Source organism: Bradyrhizobium sp. MOS001 (assembly GCF_004634465.1).
Classification (GTDB): domain Bacteria; phylum Pseudomonadota; class Alphaproteobacteria; order Rhizobiales; family Xanthobacteraceae; genus Bradyrhizobium; species Bradyrhizobium barranii.
Genome location: NZ_SPVJ01000039.1, coordinates 42,005 through 61,142, shown reverse-complemented (window position 1 = coordinate 61,142; position 19,138 = coordinate 42,005). Strand labels below are relative to the sequence as shown.

The window sequence follows — 19,138 nt, the reverse complement described above, 5'->3', positions numbered from 1 at the left end:
AAGCCACATCATTCCCGACCCGGTTGAGATCAGCGACAGCTGAACTTCATTTTGACGAAGGCAACGAGAGGACCACCATGATCGACAGACGCACCCTCATGCACTCCGGAATGATGCTTGCGGCGTCCGGTGCCGCTATATCTTTTTCATCAAAGTTGGCTTTGGCTGAGACTGTGACGTTGCCGTTTGGCAATGGCGAGCGGCCGCTGATCAAATACCCTCAGAAGCGTCCGCTGATCGGCCTGACCAGCCGGCCGCCGCAGTTAGAGACGCCGTTCTCCGTGTTCAATGAAGGTGTGATCACACCGAACGATGCGTTCTTCGTGCGCTACCATCTCGCCGATATTCCGCTGGAGATCGATCCGGATACTTTCTCCGTCGAGATCAAAGGGAAGGTGGACAAGCCGCTGAAGTTGTCGCTGGCCGAGATCAAAAAGATGCCGGCCATTGAGCTCGTGGCAGTCAATCAATGCTCCGGCAATAGCCGTGGATTTTTTGATCCGCGCGTCGGTGGTGGTCAACTCGCCAACGGCGCCATGGGCAATGCACGCTGGAAGGGCGTTTCTCTAAAGGCAGTCCTCGACCAAGCCGGCATGCTGGCTGGTGCTAAGCAAGTCGTATTCGGTGCGCTCGATGGTCCGGTCAGCGACAGGACGCCGGATTTTGCCAAGGCACTCGACGTCGATCATGCGAGAGACGGCGATGTGATACTGGCCTATGCCATGAACGGAGAGGACCTTCCGGTCCTTAACGGATATCCGCTGCGCCTGATCGTGCCCGGTTACTATGGCACCTACTGGGTCAAGCATCTCAACGAAATCACTGTCATCGACACGGTGTTCAATAATTTCTGGATGAAGAGTGCCTATCGAATTCCGGACAATGACTGCAACTGCGTCGAGCCGGGAACGGCGCCAAAGGCGACCATTCCAATCAATAAATTCACCGTGCGCTCCTTTCTGACCAGTCTCGTTGACGGCGCCAAGGTGAAGGCTGGTGCTGAGACGCCGTTAAGAGGCATTGCATTCGATGGCGGAAGCGGCATCAAAGAGGTCGCGGTCTCGACCGATGGCGGACAGATCTGGACGCCGTCACGCCTCGGCGAGAATCTCGGCCGGTACTCATTCCGCGAATGGACGTTGATGGTCAAATTGCCGGCCGGCGCGCATGAGTTGAAGGTCCGCGCGACCAGCAATGACGGACAAACGCAGCCCTTGCAGCCATTGTGGAATCCCGCTGGCTACCTGCGCAACGTCGTCGAAACCTATCGTATTGTGGCAGCTTGAGGAGAGTGGTCATGAAGCTCGTGGTTATGACTGGCCTCCTGGGTGCGATGGCCTTGGCAGGAATTGCTTACGGTCCGATGTTGGCGAAGGCCAAGCCTGTCTCCTACAACCTTCCCGAGGAGACAGCTGCTTTCAAGCCAGGGCCAAACCTGGAAGTCGTCCAGAACAACTGCACCGCATGTCATTCAGCCGACTACATCAAGACTCAGCCACAGGGCCCCAAATTCAAGAAGGATTTCTGGCACGCCGAGGTCATGAAGATGATCAAGGTGTACGGCGCACCGATCGACGAAGCGGACGTCGACAAGATCGTCGAGTATCTTTCGCAGACGTATTAAAGCGACCAGCCCGCTGTATCGATCAGTCGGACAACGGTGAACGACCACTGCGTTGCCCGTTCGAGCCCGTATCGAGATGGCAGCAACGAAGTCGTGTTCGTGCAATTTCCTCAAAAGAAGTCTTGAGGAGATGGACCACATCTACCAAGTTCATGAGGAGGGCTCCCTCAACGTGGAGGTAAAAATACTACCGAAGGATATCGATCAGCTACACGTAGCCCCATCACGTTGGTGGCCTCGGAATTCAGTCTTGGTCCTAACACGAGGGGCAGTTGTATGAGCTGGACTCCTACACTAACCGATCGCGAAGGCCCGGTTTATTTGCGCATTGTGGCAGCCTTGGCCGCGGACATCGAGAGCGGAAGGCTAGTGCGCGGACAACAGCTCCCCACGCATCGGGAGCTGGCGAAGACGCTCGGCATCGATCTCACCACGGTGACGCGCGCCTACACGGAAGCTCGGCACCGCGGGCTGACGCAGACCCGCGCCGGGCAAGGCACGTTCGTCGTCGAGTGTCTATCGTTCCCGAGGCGCAGCTCGTACCAGGCGCCGGACGTCGACCTTTCGATGATTCTTCCGCCTCAACCGCTGGACAGCGACCTGGAAGGGCGGCTCACGCGCGGACTCGCAGCGATCCAGCGCGAGGTTGGGTTCTCCGCGCTTCTCACTTACCGGGACCCTAGAACATGCCAGGCAGAGTGCAACATTGCTGCGGAGTGGCTCCGTTCGCGCATTGCGGACGCGCGTGGTGATCGCCTCGTGATCTGCCCCGGAACTCAGAACGCAATTTTCAATCTGCTTGAAACGCTGATGTCGCCAGGTGATGTGGTTCTCACCGAAGCGCTGACCTATCCCGGGATAAGGGCCGCGGCCGGATATGCGGGCGTTCGCCTGGTCGGGGTCCCGATGGATGAGGACGGCGTCGTTCCGGCCGCGCTCGAAGAGGCATGTCGGCGACATGCCCCCAAGGCGGTGTATTTGGTTCCGACGATCCACAACCCGACGACCGCGACAATGCCGCTTCCGCGGCGCCAGGAGGTGGCCGAGGTATTGCGGAGAAACGACGTACTGCTGCTGGAAGACGATGCCTACGGCGCACTCGAGCCGGAGGCGGTGCCGCTTGCGTCACTGATTCCGGAGCGGACATACTTCATGGCGAGCCTTTCAAAGTGTATCGCTCCCGGCTTCCGTGTATCATTTGTTCTGACCCCCGACCACGCGTCCAAAGAGCTTCTGGCGGCTGCGCTGCGAGCGAGCGTTCAGATGCCGATGCCCCTCACAGTCGCGCTCGTCACGCGGTGGCTGCAGGACGGCAGCGCCAATGCGATCATTGATGCCGTCCGCGCCGAAGCGGCAGCAAGACAGAAGCTGGCCGCCAGCGCGCTCGCGCGACACCCCTATTACGCACGTCCCAACGGTCATCACATCTGGATCCCGTTGCTCGGTGATTGGACGAGCACCGAATTCGCGTCGCATGTTCAGGGTCAAGGTCTTGCGGTCTGCACCTCCGAAGCATTCGCCGTCGATAGAGTTCCGCCGCACGCTGTTCGCGTCTCGCTCGGCGCCGCCACCAGTCGATCCGATCTCATCAGAGCGTTGAATCTCGTCGCCGCCGCATTGAATCATCAATTGAACAAGTCAGTCTGACTCAACCCAGTCGAAGCAACTGTGTCGTCGCTAACACGAGCCGCTCAGTACTTCCTCCCGGCTACTGAAGTACCCGACGGCGGTTCTGATCTATCGAGACCGCTCGACTGCGTTGGCCCACGCTGAATGCAGCTTCTTTATCGCCCGCAGGTCCTCGGTCCATACACTGTCATCGTAGCGAGCTTTATCTGCGGCAGGCGGAATGCTACTTCAATCCGTGCAAACGCAATTAGACAGTTCGATGCGCGGATGAGGTTTGAATGAGTCCTTACGCGCACAACTTTCTGCCTCGCAGAGTGGGTGCTCGCATGCCTTTTGCCAAAGATCGTGGTTCAAGTCTTTTGAAATCTGACGAGCCGATTGCGTGGCCCGAACGGAACCGGACGGCGCGAGTCGCATTTGGTCTCAGATCATTCTGGCTATTGGCTTCAGCATCTGTAGCGTTGCTGTTTGGCTGCTCCGACAAAGCTCAGATCTTCCAGACACCAGGCACACCCGTCTTGGAGCGAGAGTATCATCATTTGTGGTTGATCACGCTGGTCACGCTAATCGTCCTGGCGTTGTGCCTGATGTTATTCTCGGGGTCGCTAGTTACACTTATGAACTCACGAATGCTGTGGCTCCTTTTCAACCTCCATAAGCGGATGATGTCGGTAGCCAACGCCGCCAGCCTTGAGCTCGTCTGTCCCGGAGCCGGATCATCGTAAGTCGATGTCGCGATCTCATGCGACAAGACTGCACGAACCCAACCATCAAACATGAGGAGAAAGAAGATGATAATTTCACTGTCAGCCCTAGTACTGGCTTCGCAACTGATCGTCACGGTTGCGGATCATGTTCCAGACTTCAACATTGAATTGGGATGCAAAGTCGAGACTGCCTCCGCAGTCGATCCAAATGCAGGTTTGAACGCAACGATAAAAAAATGTGCTGACGCCGAGCAACAGGCAAAAGATCAGCTTCAAACGCAGTGGGGGCAATATGCACCGTCCCAAAAGAAAATATGCATGGGGTTAACAACTGGCGACGCTTCTATCCTGCCAAGCTACGTTGAACTGGAGACGTGCCTTTATGGCCAACAGCTAGTCCGACGGAAGGATTAGCAGGCAAGGCGCTTTGGCTCTTCACTCCAAGAGCGCGATAGAGCACCCACTCGCGGACAAGAAACACCGCGGCGTTCCGTGCCAGCTCGCTATCGACAAGGCCGCCGTCGGCATCGAGGCGCGCTCCGCGTCAATTGCTCGCAAAGTTCATACGCGGGCGCGAGGCAATTCATTCGCCTGATCTTCCCCGAGCAGATCATGTCCACGCATGCCGGCACGGCTGCAGTCTGCCGCGCGACGGGTTTCCGCGGCGGGCTCGCCGTCGCCCCACCGGACATGGGTCGAACGAAAGCAAAGATAAGAAAAATGAAGCACGAAAGGTCGATAACTCCCACGGCACCAGCGAAGAGCGAGGTCCAAAATCTCGATCCAAAGCGGTGGTGGGCGCTCGCGTGTCTACTAGTGGGTTCATTTCTGGCGCTGCTCGACTTCTTCATCGTCATTGTCGCAATGCCGTCGATCACGTCGGGTCTGCAAGCGACGGCGGCGGACGCGCAGCTCATCATTTCAAGTTACTCCGTGGTCTATGCGGTCTTTCTCATCACCGGTGGACGGCTTGGCGATATTTATGGGCGCAAGTCCATCTTCCTGATCAGCCTTGCCGGCTTCGCCTTGGCTTCCGCATTCTGCGGCCTCGCCTGGTCGCCATCCTCGCTCATCATGGCGCGCCTGTTGCAGGCGATGGCCGCCGCCGCCATGGCCCCGCAAGCGCTGGCGTCCGTGCATGCCCTGTTTCCGCCGCGCGAGCGCGGACGCGCGCTCAGCATTTATGGCATCACCCTCGGCCTCTCCTCGGCCGTGGGCCAACTTGTGGGCGGCGCCCTCGTTGCCGCCGATATCGGCGGATTGAGCTGGCGGTTGATCTTCCTGATCAATGTGCCGATCGTGGTTGTCGCATTCATCGCCACGCTCCGCGTGCTGCGGGACACGCGTAGCGAACGCCGTCCGCGCCTCGACTGGGGCGGCGTCGTTTTGTCCTGCGCAGCACTTACGGCTTTCGTGCTGCCGCTGGTCGAAGGGCGCGAGCGCGGCTGGCCGGTGTGGTCGATCGTCATGTTGCTGACCACGCCGATCTTCGTCGAGTGGTTCCGACGCTACGAAATCCGGCTGGCTGGGGCCGGTGGCGATCCGCTCATCGCTCTTGAAATCTTTCAACAGCCTGGCCTGATGCGCGGCCTAGGCGCCATCATGACGCTCTACGCCATTTCCACGTTCTTCCTGATCTATTCGATCTATCTCCAGGCTGCGATTGGCTTTACCGCCCTGCAGGCCGGGCTCGGAGTCATTCCGTTTTCCATCGGCTTCGTGACCGGATCGACCTTCAGTCCACTGTTCGGCCGCTGGTTAGGAAGGGCAGCGACGTCGCTCGGCTTTTCTCTTTCGGCGACCGGCGCTATCGCGATCGCGTTGATTGCTTCCCATTTCGCCGCTGGCGTCGCTCCGCCGTGGACGTTGCTGGGTCCAGCGGTGGCGGTCGTCGGGCTCGGCATGGGCATGTCCATGCCGACGATGATGCGGGCGATTGTCGAGCGCGTGGAGCCGCGCCACGCAGGTCTTGTCGGCGGCATTGTCAATTCTACGTTGCAGGTCAGTGCCGCGGTCGGCATCGCGGTGCTCGGCGGCCTGTTCTATTCCGTCATTGGCGCGCATGCCGTTCCGGCAACCGTGACGCGAGCCTTTTCAGTCACCCTTGTCGGGATTGCCATCTGCCATGTCGGCGGTGCTTTGCTCGCCGCCGGTTTGGGGCAGCGCAAGCCGCGCTCCCCAACGGGCACGGTATTTTAGGAGTCGTATCGCGCTTAAGTGAGGACCAGCCAAATCATAGCCATGACGGCTGCCGTACCGCCAATACCGAATACCCGATCGAATAGCCCACAGGACCTTAGGCCCCGAGATTTTGCAGCGCCAAAACAATGCGGACGTTTACCGAAGTCGGCTGATGATCGATACTGTTGAAAAAGTCGAAAATAGTACCAGCGCAAAATGTCGCTGAGATCAGCTCAGGGCGAATTCCGGCAAGAACAGCCTTCACGGCAAAGCTAGGAAGATCGAAGAGCGATTCAGCGCAGATTGACGTGGCGCCCCGTGTCTAACGGCGTCGACCGCACCGGTAGCCCTTAGAAAATAGGCATGCGCGACAGATCGGACTTTTTCAACAGAATCGCTCCTGAGCAGAACAACGCAAGAGCCGTCGCTATGTCGGCTGTCTGCGGCAGAGCGTGCGCCATGTGATCGCTGAGCTGACTGCTGCTGTTGACCCTGGCTGTGTGAAGAGCCACGAGTCAGCTACGATTCCCCCGTTTCCTGATGGGGGATACTGTCCAGCCGATCAACTATCCGACCGTTCCGCGCGGCACCGAGTGGCTGCGCATTACCGCGACGCCCTACCACGATGACGCCTGGTTCGCGCCGGTCGCTTTAGCGAGCTCGCAAACGATTTGAGCGCGATCGTCCTGTGCACATGACTGCACGACGATGGGCCGGCCTTCGTATTCCTGACGGTGGAAACTCCTCGGCCAACTCAACCGGTGAGAGATAGCGCGCCGCGGACCCAACTATCGCGCCCGGCGCTCTTACTCGGCTCAGCCTCGAGAGCTGTCCTTGAGACCTTGAACTTGCCGTGTTGCTTGCAATCAAACCCTTCTTGGAAGCTCTCCGATTTCGTTTCCGCAAATCGGACATGTCACCATTTGGAATCCTCTCCATGCGGGGCCGCTCATGGCACTGCAGAACCAAGCGAGATTTAGCGTGCGAGAAGCGTGCCGCTATAGGCGCATTCCCGCGCACGTTTCTGCATTTGTACTCACTGCGCCTACCCCGATGGTTTTCCAAAGAGCCTGAAAATCAAAGGGGGAAGCTGGTGCTGCCAGACAGGATTGAACTGTCGACTCTCCATTACCAATGGAGTGCTTTACACATTCTGTGTGGCCCAACCGTCGGATCGCGCCGGAGGCTGACCACCGATTGACCACCGAAACATCGTGGACAGACAGCGATAAAGGTGGTCAATCACAAGCGAACTCCACTGTTTTTGTTGATTTTTTCGCTTGCTACTTACGTTCGGGACGCAGGGGACGCAGGGGGCGCAGGTTCTGGTCCGGCCACTCCGCTCATTGTTTCAAAAAATCGACTTTTTCAAAGGCTGGGCGGACCGGCGAGGGTAGCGAGCGCTCCCTCAAGTTTTTCTTGGTCGATGACGTAGTAGCGTCGCTTGCCGGGCACCCCCATTACCTTCCTGTCTATCGTGGCGGCGTCGCTCCGCTGCGTTCGGAGAATCTGATGCTCGACAAGCAACTCCTTTGCGGCATCACTCGGCCTCCAAGACCTTGGCTTGATGAGAATATCTCCATCAACGCGAAAGCCGTCCGCACTCTCGCGCCGCATAGCCTCTTCCTTTGAGCAACGTTCGCCCTTTCTGAGCGAGACCAGAGTAAGGCGTTGCAGATCGGCGTCTAGTTCACGGGCGACACCTTCGATATTCGAAATTGTCCCTGGATTAGAAACGACGGTCGGGGACCTCCGGATGGTGGCAAGCGCCCCTACCATGCATTTTTCGATTGCGGCTCGTGTCTCCCTCTTTTTCCAAGGAAGAATGCCGTACTCGATTGCCAAGGCTGCACCGGCGTAAATCACAGCAAAATTGGCTGCAATCCGCCGATCCGGGCCGGTCGCAAGTTTCGAAGAAACCTCCGCCTCGAAATACGCAATATGAAACTTGGCTCTCTTGACCGCGGCCTCCGGATTTTTTGTAACCCGGCGCATGTATCGATCCATCGCAAAGCCTTGATTTTCGACTGCGTGAAGGCGCAGTTCGTTCACCAACCGCTGGCGCACTTCCGTCGGATTTTCATCCGCGGCAAGTTGAAGGCAATCAAAAATCCCAGCAGCACCCGGCTCGACCGCGGGAACATCGATAAATCGGACCTCTTCACCGCCGATGCGAGATGTTGCAGCGCTCTCTGCTATTGCTTTCAGAGCGAATTCGCTCGTGCTGAGGGCGATGACCCGAAACTCCTTGACGCTTAGGTTCGTTTTCTTTTCATAAGATTTGTCGAGGTTTCTGCCGCGATTACGCGCAAACATGAAGGCGAATAGCTTTGCCTTTTTCTGGATTGGCAGCGTACTGCCGCCCTCATCTGCAGTATCGTCCAGCGGAAGAATGCCATCTCGATGACCGACCGCGAGTTGCTCTAAGCCCGGAATGGAATCAGCCCACCCCGGCAACCCATTGTCTCCGAACAATCCTGCGACCGATCCAGCCGCGTAAAGGGCGCTCGTTTTTCCGGTGGATGTGGTGCCAAAGAGATTGAGGGCGAACGAGTCCATGTTCAGGCGGCGAAGCAGAAGAGCCGCAAACGCCGCACCTATCATCAGACGGAGACGCGACGACTTTCTCGCGGTTCGAGCGACGGTTGCTTGCCAATCCTCAAGTGACCCCTTTCCAAGAGCCATCCTCGCAACGTTGGCACCCGCATTAGGGTCCAATATGAAACGGCTCCCTTTTCCGAATTGACGACGAGAGGTGAGGATCGCATCTTCGTACCATCCAGGAGCTCCAACCATGGTGAAGGTCCGATCAGGTTCACGTGCCAGCACATGTTCGATTAGTCGCTCGGGGAGTTTACTTTCAGTTGGCCAGCGATAGTCGGAATCCGCCAAGGTATCGATGATCCTGTTGCGGTTTCGGGGTGTCGTAGCTGACATGTCGAAAAATTCTGATACCTTCGCCGACTTTCTCGTCACAAAAGCTATTTCGGCCATCGCGATTTTTTTGCCACCGGATAGTCGGTGCCCGATAGCTTTGAACCGGATCGGCGCGGCAATTCGTCGTCTGCCATTGGCCGAAACAAGGAATACCCCGGATTTGCTCCGCTCGATGCGGTCGTGTGACTTCTTCATTTCATTCTCATGCTCAGTGCTCAGGTACTCAGTCACAAATTAGCGTCGCCATCGTCGATTGTTTGATGGGCACCTCGATAATCAGTTCGGTTCAAAATCTCGGCCTAATCTGTCCTTTGGGGCGGCTTCTCTTCATCGAACTAGCCACAACTCGGGATTTCATCGTCTTTTGTCGATACGACGCTCTCAATGAGTCGCCATTCACCGGCGCTCGATCTTCTTGAATTTGAGGCCACCCTTCTGAGTACTCACCCGGACGCCGGACAGAACCATCAATTCCAGTGGTTCGGTGCCGTTGAGGGCCAGCAGCAGATAGGGAAGTCCACGCCGATTGTTTCTCATCAAAGCTGGAAGCTTGATGGCCTTGTCCTTGTAGGGAAGGAAGCCAAGGCTATAGGTTGGGCTGGTGTGAACCGGGCGATCACCGCGTTGGAGCCCAGGGAAGATGCTCTTGAGGCGACGCCTCAGCCGCTTCCGATCAGAGGTCCACATGGCGATGTGCCAATGTGGTTGGTAAAAACCGTCCTCCCAACTCAGGTCGATGCTGCCGAGCATGACCCGTTTGAAGCCAGCTTTCGTCAGCGCATCCTTGAGCCACCGGTTCAGCTTCTGAACCTTGAGAACGGGCAGATCCTCCGGCTTGTACGTGACCATCAGCGGGATGATCGTCACCATCACCAGCAGCTTACCCTTCCGCGTACCCCTCAACTGCTTGATCGTCGTGCGCTGCGCCGCCACCTTCGCCTTTTGAAATGCGCGTGAGCATTCGGGGCAGGCAAGAGAACCGCAACGCCGTGCAGGCTGGCAGTAGAACAGCTTGTCCGCAAGCAGCTCAAGGCCGGTGGCAACGTCGAGATTTCCATAGCGCTGCGCGCGCTTTGCTGTTCTATACAAGAGATTGATAATCTCGGCCTTTCGCTCCCTCGCCTTTTCGGCGGTGAACTGCCTGCCCATCCTCGGCGTGGCGTCACTGAACCAATACTCGTTGGCGAGAACCGCATGGTGGGCTTTGACGTGGGTGTGGAAGACGGGACCGTTGCGACGTAGGCGTTCATAGAAATTCATGTGAGGGGTTACCCTTCATCGTCCAGGTCTTCGTCATACTCGTCGTCAAGATCCGGGATGATTAGATCGTCCCAGTCTCTGCCGATATCGGTAGTTGTTTCTCCGTGATGAGCGCAGCCGTGGCGCTTTCCGGCATCAACGCGCGTCAGCATCCGTGGGTTTGGATGACCGGTAAGAGGGGCAGGCGCGAGAAGGACGTCGAAACGGTCTTCGAGCCCAGCGAAGAATGTCGCGAGATTGCGCCCAGCAATGTCACGAGACCTCCGCCTTCGAAGGGTTCTGATAGAACACGCGGAACCGGTCGCGCGATCCATAGCGCCGTGCCGAGGCGGTGTAGTGAAACCTAGCCTCGTAATTGATGCCGTCGGGATCGATGACCTCCACGATGAAGTGGCAGGCACCTTGCTCCACGATCTTGAACGGATCGAGGCCTTTCTGCACGCAGAGGTGCATCAGGCTGCCGATTAGGTAGCCAACGGCCTCGGCGATGTCGGGCGAGCCATGCCCAGTTTCGCGGAATGCCTCGACGGCGGTGAGCGCCGATGCGGCGCGGTCGATGTTGTCGATCATCTTGGTCTCCTTGGATATGACCGCTGCGAAAGGTCGCGATTATCGGTCGTGCTTACGAAGGTCGCGGTCGAAATCCGCGGCCCAGTTCTCTCGCGCGAAGTCTGGCGGCTCAGGGTCGTCGGGGCGCTCGCAACTTGTCCGCCTTAAGACGTTCCTGAAGCGCTTCTCCTGTGCGGATCGCGCAACTAACAGCTCATTCGGCCTTGGCCACGCCTTAGTGGCTTTGGCTCGCGCCAAACAAGTCGGCGGCGGCGATCAATTGGGTTGTTCTCCAGCTTCGTGACATTTCCAGTCCCTGTCCTCGTCCTCGTCATCTAGCTCGTCGTCGTCGTCGAGTTCGTCCTCGTCGAGATCACAACCGTCTTGGTCGTTTACAACCAGCTCGTCCCAGGTCATTCCGAGTTTGCTGCGTTGTTTCTCCGCGATGAGCGCAGCCGCGGCGCGCTCGCCGACTTGATCGGAGCCAAGCATGCCGAGCGCCTTCACCAGTAAATCGCGCTGGCGACGATCTAATGGGTGTCGTGGTGCGGTTGCTGTAGAATGGCTAGGATCAGCTCTGCCGGATCGGAGGCGCTCTCGAACTGCTTCTGCTTTAGCCCGCATCGCCTCATCCGTAGCTCGGATAGCCTCGGCTCTAGCCCTAGCGGCGTCGGCCTGGGCGGCCTGCGCACGAGCAAGAGCTGCAGCAAGTTCGTCCTGCGCCACTTCGCCGCGTGATCTCTTCCCACTATTAGTGCGTTCGGTCGCCCGAACACGCGCGCGTTGGCGTTTGGCTTTGGACTCAGGACCGAACGGAGTTTCATCTCGGAATCCGGAATCGTGCCAATTCAGATATCTATTTACAGTGGAAACCGATTTCCCAATTGCAGCAGCGATCCGTCGTTGAGACGCGCCTTGCTTGTGGGCTTCGGCTATATGCTCAGCGGCCCGGCGCAGATCATTCTCGCCTGAGGCAATTGCCTTTTTGGCGATCTCCAGATGCGCTTGTATCGAAGCGTCTTGCGATAAGCAGAAGGTAGCGTCGTTCATGCTTCGGTCCTTTCGAAGGTGGACCGTTGCAGGTTCGAAGCCATAAACTCATCGAGGTCGGATTTGCGGTATCGAACGGCTCGTCCAATACGAGTAAAGCGCGGCCCGCCGCCGTAGAGGCGACGCTTCGCGAGTGTTGAGACTGAACTGTTGAGATAGTCTGCGGCTTGATGCGGCGTTAGGTAGAATTCTTCGTTGGTCGTCTTTGTCTGTGACATCATCATCTCGCGGAAACGTCCGGACCAGCCCGGAAGCGAGACGACAAGCTAGACATCTGGGGCAGATTGGGCGGAAGAAAAAATCTTCAGAATGCGAATTTGGGTTCCCGAAACCGAGGCTACTGTACTCCGTGATGGAGACGCGAAGCCAAGGCTAGGTGTCACCCTCCGATGATGGACGCAAATGCGGAAAGACCGAATAGGGATCGAACCCAAATTTCTGATTTCGTAGCGCGATTTTATGTTGCATTTCTTTCACGCGCGCCTCGAACGCTGCGATGTCGCCTTTAGATCCCTTTCGCAAATTGCCAGGATATCCGGGGTGCTCCGGCAACTGAAGTCCCCACATCAACACTTGAACGAGCAGTTGGGTTTTTAGTCCGCCCATGCTTCTCAATGACTGCTGCGTAGCAGTGCGGACGGATTCGTAGCCATTGTAGCGTCGGCATTGCTTCGGAAGGAGGGACTGTAGCTCTATGACGGCTCTAATGAACGGAGAGGGATTTGCGTGTGAGCTTTTGTCGATGCTTGCTCCCGAAATCTTCAAGCCCGCAGCTTTGAGTATTCTCGCGGTTAAGCAGACCCATGCGGACCAAAGATCGTTTTCAATGGGCCGATGTCTACTCTCGCTCTCAATTTCCTGCTTCACAATCTGGCCTGCTCCAACTGCAGATTCAGCGGCAAACAAAAGCAACTGCGACGGTAACACTCTGCGCAGCTTCTGGATGCGTTCCTCATCGAGGAGCGCGACGTAAGCATCTCTAGAGGATAAATCTATTTTCTTACCTCTGAGTTTTTCAATCAATACATCGCCCGCGCGCATCCAGCGCTCAAGAGCGGGGAGAATGTCTGTGACCAGCACCGTGTTGTCAGGGGAGTGAGAAGAGCCAGCCATTCCGTAAAGGTGCATGTAAAACTGGATTGCCATCGTCCTGTTCGAAAGGCTCAGCCCGATTATTTTCTCAATCTCCCTCCACTGAGTTTCCGTTATCTCAACGAGCTCCAGGTCGAGTCGCCGATCAAGCGGCAGTCGTTCTCCGTGAATGGTCGGACTAGACATCACATTTTCTCATGTTCAAGTCAGCGCAAAAGCAAACGGTATCATTCCGCAGGTCAACGCTTTGCTTCGACCTTTTCGGGCGTCGGTGTATCGCCCATTTGCGCGGACAGCGACAAGCCGATCTTCTCAGACGCTTCCTTTAACGGATCCGAGGCGAGGTGCGCATATCGTTGTGTTGTGCTCGCCTGGGTATGTCCAAGCAGTTTGCCGATGATAGGTAAGCTCAGACCAGCGGCTGCCCCGACGCTGGCGTGTGTGTGCCGAAGGTCGTGTATCCGGACGCCAGCTAGGTCCGCACGTTTGGAGATTGTACGCCACGGCCGATTAAGGTCGGCCTTCGGACGATCAGGATCGCTTGATGCAATGACATATTGCCACGCTCGTTCGATCTTCTGCAGCAGGGCAAGGGCCGGAGCATTCAGCACTATGGCTTTCCGCCCCGTCTTGCTGTCCGGGAGCAGAAGCAGGCCACGCTGAAAGTCCACGTAATCCCATTTCAGATGCAGAATTTCGCGAAGGCGAGCCCCCGTTAGAATGAGCAGCCGAAACGCCGCGGCAGTGTAAACATCTATTTGGATACGGCGGTTCTCGGGTTTGGGGGCGTGTTTTGCCGACGGCTTCGACCCGTCGATCTCATACGGGATGCCAACGGTCTCTGCCTCCCGGATTGCTTCGCCGAGACGCCCCAGTTCTTCCGAACTGAGGAATCGTTCACGTCGGTTCTCACGGAAGGCCCGGAGTCCCTTGGTTGGATTGTGGCCGACCGGAACGATGTTGCAGGTCGCGGCGTAACGAAAGATCGACGAGATACATTCCATAGTCCGGTTGGCGTTGACCGTGCTGGTCTTGCCAATTTTGGTGTGTAGCCGCGCGAGATCGGCATTGGAAATCTTGTCGAGCTTGATCCGGCCCAGGTCAGGGACGGCATGCTTTCTGATCGCAATCCGATAGTTGGCAATCGTGCCCGGCTTCAATTTTACCTGGGCTTCCTCAGCCAAGTAGCGTTCGGCAAATTCGCTGAAGGTCAGAGACTGGCGTTCGCGAATCCGATCCTTCATAGGGTCGCCGCCCAGCGCAACCGCCGCAAGCAATTCCTTGGCAGTCTGGCGCGCTTGTTCGGGCGTGAACTCGCGCGAGCCAAAGTAGAACCGCTTCTTGGCGACGCGCCGACCGCCAGCCCCCGGCCGGTATTCGATGAACCAACTGAGCGAGCCACCCGCGCCGAGCCGCACGCCGAACCCCTTCAATTCGGTGTCGTAGCCGATGGAGGGCAGGGGGGCAGCGGCGAGGGCGTCAACAGTGCGTTTAGAGAGCTTGATTGGCATACCAGGGCGTAAAAGCGGTGTCGGTTTGTTCTTCGTGTCGCCACCGTGTCGCCACCGTAGCGGAAACGACAGGACACCGCCGAAATCGAAAAGTCAAATAAATAGTTTATAAACAATGGGTTATGACACGTGGGGCAACCCGGCGCACCATCAGGAAACGAGCCTAATTGTTCTCATAACCTGAAGATCATAGGTTCAAATCCTATCCCCGCAACCAGCACACCCCCAGACTCCCGGGGGCCAGCCGCCCTCTCAGAATTCTGAGCAGGGCGGCGAGTTGGCCGTAAATCTCAATCTCCACCGGCTTGTAACGTCCACGCGGGTGGATAACGATTTTCTCAACAATCTCGCGCAGCGCCTCATGGGCCGCAAGGCGGCTGTTCTCGTCCGCTACCGCCAGGGTCTTCTTCAGGTCGCGCACCTTTTCCCGGTAAGTATCGGCAGCGTTGGGGTCAGAGGAGGAGCCGACTTGATTCCTCAACGCAAGTATTACTGCTGATGACCCTGGCTGTTCTCTAATTCCGGGCGTGAGGTCAAGCTTTCCTTGAACATCCTTGCCGGGTCCATGGTTCTCTCCGCGGTAGGGGCGTGCCCTCCGCATGATGGCGTAAGATGGCGCTGGCGGATCAATGTGTGAAGCGCGCTTTGCTCTTTCGAGCGTCGCAAAGCCAGGGGCGATCTCACCAACGCCAGCGTCCCGGCAGGGACGTTCGCTCCCGCCTGGTCGGCGGGAACTCGTTATCCTTTATGCAGGTTGCCCAGCAGCATCCTTTGATGACCATTTGAATTCGGTACCATCGATCCACATCCGATGCAGAATGACGGCAAGTTTGCGGGCAACCGCAACCTTGGCTTTGCGTAGCCCGCTTCGTTTCGCGAGCCGAATGCCCCACGCCTTGAGTGCTGACCATTTTGCTACGCGTGTGAGCAGCACATTGGCCGCCTCGTAGAGGTAGCCTCGCAGCATCTTATCGCCGCATTTCGAGATTCGGCCCGTCCAGTCAATCTCGCCGGATGCGTATCGGCGGGTCGTTAGCCCTGCGTAGGCTCCGACGCTTCGTGATCTCTTGAAGCGAGCGGGGTCATCGATCGTCGCAAGGAAGCAAAGGGCCGTGACCGGGCCGATGCCAGGAGCCGTCATGAACCGTCGCACCTGAGCATTATTGCGAGCCAGCCGCAGCACCTTGCGGTCAAGGTCCACAATCTGTTGCTCGATGGCCTCGCGTGCCTTCAGCAACGGATCTACCGCGGCAAAAAGCTCTGACCTATCCTCGGCCAACTGCGCGGCGCGCACAGCAAACATATTCATCTTTGCTCGTCCGATGACGAGGCCAAGATTCTTGAGGAGCCCCCGGATTTGATTTTCGATATCCCGCTTGATCTTGACGAGCAGAGCTCGACTGACAAGAAGAGCTTTGGTCGCATGACTATCGAGATCTTTGACGCAAACCTCCTTGTACCAACCACATTGCATGATACGCGCTATGCCAGCAGCGTCATTTCGGTCGCTCTTGTTGATCTGCATCTTCAGAACCGCCTTCGCATGCCTGGCGTCAATGCAGACGATGGGCAACCCCATCTTATCCAGCTCGGTCCACAACCATGTCGACGTTGCTCCGGTCTCGAGCCCAATCCGAACGACGTGTGGCGCATGCAATTTGATGAACGTCGCGATCGCCTCCGGGGCAGAAGCAACCACTCCTTCGCGCTCGACCTTTCCTGTCCGATCGACGATGCAGATCGAAGTCAGTTTCAGCGATACGTCTAATCCGACATAGTGTTCCATAACCTCTCTCCTTCATTGCGAGGCCCTGAGGGAGGGCCTTGTCGATTCCAGGAGAGCCGATTCCCTGAGCCTGAGTATGGCTCGAGCCCGGAATTACCCCATGTGTGAAAACGCCGTGCCTGCTATGATTCCTGCACTGAATCGGCGGGGCTGGCATGACTCGTTTCGTTCAAGGAGCTGATCGCGGGCAATCTACTTTGTTGCCGGAATGCCTGGACGACTGGGTTGCAGATGACAATCCGGTTCGCGTGATCGACGCCTTCGTTGCAGCCCTCGATCTGGCTGAACTTGGGTTCGGTGGCGTTGAGCCTGCCGGCACAGGTAGGCCGTCGTATCATCCGGCCGCGCTCTTAGGGCTCTACATTTACGGTTATCTCAACCGTGTCCATTCGAGCCGCCGGCTTGAGCGTGAAGCTGGCCGCAACGTCGAAGTGATGTGGCTGCTCGCCAGGCTTGCGCCCGATCACAAAACGATTGCCGATTTCCGCAAGGACAATGGTCCCGGCATCAAAAAGGTCTGCGCGCGCTTCGTCGAGGTGTGCCGCAAGATGGGCTTGCTCGCGACAGCCAGCGTTGCCATCGACGGCAGCAAATTCAAAGCAGTCAATAATCGCGATAAGAACTTCACGCGCGGCAAAGTCGAGCGGCGGCGCACGCAATTGGAGGAGAGTGTTGCGCGCTATCTCGCTCAGCTCGATACCACCGACCGGCACGAGCCGTCGGAAACACTGGAGTTAAAAAAGACGCGGATCAAAGAACGGCTCGAACATCTGACCGTTGAAATGGCGAAACTCGCAGCGATTGAAAAACAGGTTCTGGCGTCGCCCGATCAGCAGATATCGTTCACTGATCCCGACAGCCGTTCGATGGCCACGAGCGGCCGTGGTTCTGGCGTCGTCGGCTACAACGTGCAGACGGCGGTCGATACAGAAAGCCATCTGATCGTCGCGCACGAGGTGACAACAAGCGGCTCAGACCGGTCGCAACTTGCAAACATAGCCCGGCAAGCCAAAGCCGTTCTTGAGGCCGACACGCTCGATGTTGTCGCCGATCGCGGCTACTTCAAGGGTGAAGAAATCGTGGCGTGCGAGCAATCTGGCATCACGGTGACGTTGCCCAAGCCGATGACATCGGGTGCGAAGGCTTCGGGACGCTTCGGCAAACAGGACTTTGCTTATCTGCCAGACGAGGATGTTTATCGCTGCCCGGCCGGTGAGAAACTCAAATATTATTATACCAACGACGAAGACGGCCAGAAGCTGCGCAACTATTGGACGAACGCCTGCAAAACCTGTCCACTCAAATCGAAGTGCACGCCGAGCCCACGACGCCGTATCAAGCGATGGGTGCACGAGGACGTTCTCGAACGCGCTCAGGCGCGGCTCGACAAGAATCCAAACGCCATGCGCACACGCCGCGAGACCGTCGAGCATCCGTTCGGCACACTGAAGATGCGCATGGGCGCGACGCACTTCTTGTGCGTGACGCTGCCGAAAGTTGCGACCGAGATGGCGCTGTGCGTGCTCGGCTACAATCTGACACGCGTGCTGAACATCGTCGGGATGAAACCGCTGCTGGCGGCGGTGAGGGCGTGATACGGGAGCTGGCGCGCGCCGTTGCGGTTCATGGGGCGCGTAAAAAAGAGCCCCGACATTGCCTCAGGATGAGTTCTGGTCGAGCGGCCGTAAAACTTGCCCAAATTGATCGGACTGCGGTAGCCTGAGTTCGACCGCGCCGGTCCCGTCATGCAATAGCGTTTTTACACGACCAAGACCCGAAGCTGACCTCAGTGGTTCTGGAGAGACAGGGCAAAAAGCCAGACGCCAACTCCCGTGCGGCTCAGCTTTGCAGTTTGTTTTGCTTCTTTAAGATGGAATAGCGAGCTTCGACCGATGCTTGGCTACGGCCGAGGGCTGCTGCAATGTCGCTGAACGCCGATCCGCTCTCCCGCATCAGCAAAAGCTTTTCCTCGTCCTCTGCGGACCAAATTGTCGAAGCTTTAAGAGCCCCGGTTCGGACCATTCCCACCCCCACTGCTGTGTTTTCTACGACTGTCCAAAGATGGACCGACACTCGGCAAATTATGGCAGTCTGCCATTCAACTACAACCGCCTCCAGGTTGGGCACCCGTATACGCGCAAGCCGGATTGAAGATCTGGGTAGCTAACTTGGCCGCGTCATCTTCTTTGTGCCCGTCGCTCCCTGCTGCGTTGCTCCTGTTATGGAAGGCGGCGAGGCAAATTCCACCAGTGTTAACTTTTAAACATTTATGCGGAACACTTTCCGTTCGACGGACTTCTCACTCCGACGTCAATATTGCTTGACGATTAGGCAGGGGTGGAAATGCAGTGGAACAAGTGCAGACACTTCCGACGATATTGCTCGTTGAGGACGATCAGTTAATTCAAAGCATGGTCGAGGAAGCACTGAGGGAAGGCGGGTTTGAAGTCAGCATTTTTGCATCAGGCGAGGAAGCGGTAGCCGCCCTAAATCACAAGAAGTTTCTCGCAGTTGTCAGCGACATCCATCTGTCCGGCAAAATGGAGGGATGGGACGTTGCCCGCGTGGCGCGGGAGATCGATCCCGCGCTACCAATAATCTATATGACGGGCAAAGCAGCCGAAGAGTGGTCATCTAAGGGCGTGCCGAATAGCGTGCTTCTCACAAAACCGTTCGCGCCTGCTCAGCTTGTGACCGCCGTTTCCCAACTGTTGAATGCTGGCACGCCGACCGGCAACGCGCCGTAGGATGTCGCCTTTTGGCCCTTAGCTGAATCAAGCTGGGCCGATTTGGATGTCTGCAATTGGCCGCT

At 57.3% G+C, this 19,138-nt stretch carries 15 protein-coding genes; 7 read left to right on the top strand and 8 right to left on the bottom strand.

What is annotated here, in order from left to right; translation table 11 throughout:
- Positions 1 to 77 precede the first annotated feature (77 nt).
- The 5 genes from CT676_RS32920 (at position 78) to CT676_RS32900 (ending at position 6,159) form a co-directional block, all read left to right on the top strand.
- Positions 78 to 1,286 (top strand): molybdopterin-dependent oxidoreductase, encoded by a 1,209-nt coding sequence (locus CT676_RS32920; RefSeq protein WP_135216209.1) that lies wholly within the window; start codon positions 78 to 80, stop codon positions 1,284 to 1,286.
- Positions 1,287 to 1,333: 47 nt separating this feature from the next.
- The gene (locus tag CT676_RS32915; RefSeq protein ID WP_244623339.1) at positions 1,334 to 1,624 is read left to right on the top strand and encodes a cytochrome c; all 291 of its coding nucleotides are present in this window, start codon (positions 1,334 to 1,336) and stop codon (positions 1,622 to 1,624) included.
- Positions 1,625 to 1,900: 276 nt separating this feature from the next.
- Complete coding sequence (locus CT676_RS32910) at positions 1,901 to 3,271, top strand: PLP-dependent aminotransferase family protein (RefSeq protein WP_135216207.1); 1,371 nt, start codon at positions 1,901 to 1,903, stop codon at positions 3,269 to 3,271.
- A gap of 773 nt (positions 3,272 to 4,044) precedes the next feature.
- On the top strand, positions 4,045 to 4,374 hold the full coding sequence (locus tag CT676_RS32905) for a hypothetical protein (protein ID WP_135216206.1): 330 nt from the start codon (positions 4,045 to 4,047) through the stop codon (positions 4,372 to 4,374).
- Positions 4,375 to 4,572: 198 nt separating this feature from the next.
- Positions 4,573 to 6,159: an MFS transporter gene (locus CT676_RS32900; protein WP_135216205.1), complete on the top strand. Its 1,587-nt coding sequence runs from the start codon at positions 4,573 to 4,575 to the stop codon at positions 6,157 to 6,159.
- Between the two features lie 1,350 nt (positions 6,160 to 7,509).
- Here the strand turns inward: CT676_RS32900 and CT676_RS32890 are convergent.
- From CT676_RS32890 to CT676_RS32850, 8 genes are all read right to left on the bottom strand, one after another.
- Positions 7,510 to 9,273 carry a DUF927 domain-containing protein gene (locus CT676_RS32890; protein WP_135216204.1) on the bottom strand — a complete coding sequence of 588 codons (1,764 nt, stop codon included), beginning with the start codon at positions 9,271 to 9,273 and terminating at the stop codon, positions 7,510 to 7,512.
- A gap of 201 nt (positions 9,274 to 9,474) precedes the next feature.
- Entirely contained in the window at positions 9,475 to 10,338 is an 864-nt protein-coding gene (locus CT676_RS32885; protein ID WP_135216203.1) for a hypothetical protein, read from the bottom strand.
- 252 nt (positions 10,339 to 10,590) lie between these two features.
- Positions 10,591 to 10,908, bottom strand: a complete 318-nt coding sequence (locus CT676_RS32880) for a hypothetical protein (RefSeq protein WP_135216202.1) — start codon at positions 10,906 to 10,908, stop codon at positions 10,591 to 10,593.
- Between the two features lie 255 nt (positions 10,909 to 11,163).
- Positions 11,164 to 11,937 (bottom strand): helix-turn-helix domain-containing protein, encoded by a 774-nt coding sequence (locus CT676_RS32875; RefSeq protein WP_135216201.1) that lies wholly within the window; start codon positions 11,935 to 11,937, stop codon positions 11,164 to 11,166.
- A 372-nt stretch (positions 11,938 to 12,309) separates the two neighbouring features.
- Positions 12,310 to 13,215: a hypothetical protein gene (locus CT676_RS32865; RefSeq protein WP_135216199.1), complete on the bottom strand. Its 906-nt coding sequence runs from the start codon at positions 13,213 to 13,215 to the stop codon at positions 12,310 to 12,312.
- Between the two features lie 53 nt (positions 13,216 to 13,268).
- Complete coding sequence (locus CT676_RS32860; RefSeq protein ID WP_135216198.1) at positions 13,269 to 14,540, bottom strand: site-specific integrase; 1,272 nt, start codon at positions 14,538 to 14,540, stop codon at positions 13,269 to 13,271.
- A gap of 202 nt (positions 14,541 to 14,742) precedes the next feature.
- Positions 14,743 to 14,961 carry a hypothetical protein gene (locus tag CT676_RS32855; RefSeq protein ID WP_244623334.1) on the bottom strand — a complete coding sequence of 73 codons (219 nt, stop codon included), beginning with the start codon at positions 14,959 to 14,961 and terminating at the stop codon, positions 14,743 to 14,745.
- Positions 14,962 to 15,285: 324 nt separating this feature from the next.
- Positions 15,286 to 16,326 carry an IS110 family transposase gene (locus CT676_RS32850; RefSeq protein ID WP_135216197.1) on the bottom strand — a complete coding sequence of 347 codons (1,041 nt, stop codon included), beginning with the start codon at positions 16,324 to 16,326 and terminating at the stop codon, positions 15,286 to 15,288.
- A gap of 155 nt (positions 16,327 to 16,481) precedes the next feature.
- Between CT676_RS32850 and CT676_RS32845 the strand changes: the two genes are divergently transcribed.
- Positions 16,482 to 17,921, top strand: a complete 1,440-nt coding sequence (locus CT676_RS32845) for an IS1182 family transposase (protein WP_135216196.1) — start codon at positions 16,482 to 16,484, stop codon at positions 17,919 to 17,921.
- Between the two features lie 753 nt (positions 17,922 to 18,674).
- A complete protein-coding gene (locus CT676_RS32840; RefSeq protein WP_135216195.1) occupies positions 18,675 to 19,073 on the top strand; it encodes a response regulator in 399 nt (132 codons plus the stop codon).
- The last annotated feature ends 65 nt before the right edge of the window (positions 19,074 to 19,138 follow it).

Coding starts and splice junctions, on each gene's coding strand:
- CT676_RS32905 (WP_135216206.1), top strand. CDS start 4,045: ATGATAATTTCACTGTCAGCCCTAGTACTGGCTTCGCAACTGATCGTC.
- CT676_RS32850 (WP_135216197.1), bottom strand. CDS start 16,326: ATGGAACACTATGTCGGATTAGACGTATCGCTGAAACTGACTTCGATC.
- CT676_RS32875 (WP_135216201.1), bottom strand. CDS start 11,937: ATGAACGACGCTACCTTCTGCTTATCGCAAGACGCTTCGATACAAGCG.
- CT676_RS32910 (WP_135216207.1), top strand. CDS start 1,901: ATGAGCTGGACTCCTACACTAACCGATCGCGAAGGCCCGGTTTATTTG.
- CT676_RS32885 (WP_135216203.1), bottom strand. CDS start 10,338: ATGAATTTCTATGAACGCCTACGTCGCAACGGTCCCGTCTTCCACACC.
- CT676_RS32845 (WP_135216196.1), top strand. CDS start 16,482: ATGACTCGTTTCGTTCAAGGAGCTGATCGCGGGCAATCTACTTTGTTG.
- CT676_RS32915 (WP_244623339.1), top strand. CDS start 1,334: ATGGCCTTGGCAGGAATTGCTTACGGTCCGATGTTGGCGAAGGCCAAG.
- CT676_RS32880 (WP_135216202.1), bottom strand. CDS start 10,908: ATGATCGACAACATCGACCGCGCCGCATCGGCGCTCACCGCCGTCGAG.
- CT676_RS32900 (WP_135216205.1), top strand. CDS start 4,573: ATGTCCACGCATGCCGGCACGGCTGCAGTCTGCCGCGCGACGGGTTTC.
- CT676_RS32865 (WP_135216199.1), bottom strand. CDS start 13,215: ATGTCTAGTCCGACCATTCACGGAGAACGACTGCCGCTTGATCGGCGA.
- CT676_RS32890 (WP_135216204.1), bottom strand. CDS start 9,273: ATGAAGAAGTCACACGACCGCATCGAGCGGAGCAAATCCGGGGTATTC.
- CT676_RS32860 (WP_135216198.1), bottom strand. CDS start 14,540: ATGCCAATCAAGCTCTCTAAACGCACTGTTGACGCCCTCGCCGCTGCC.
- CT676_RS32920 (WP_135216209.1), top strand. CDS start 78: ATGATCGACAGACGCACCCTCATGCACTCCGGAATGATGCTTGCGGCG.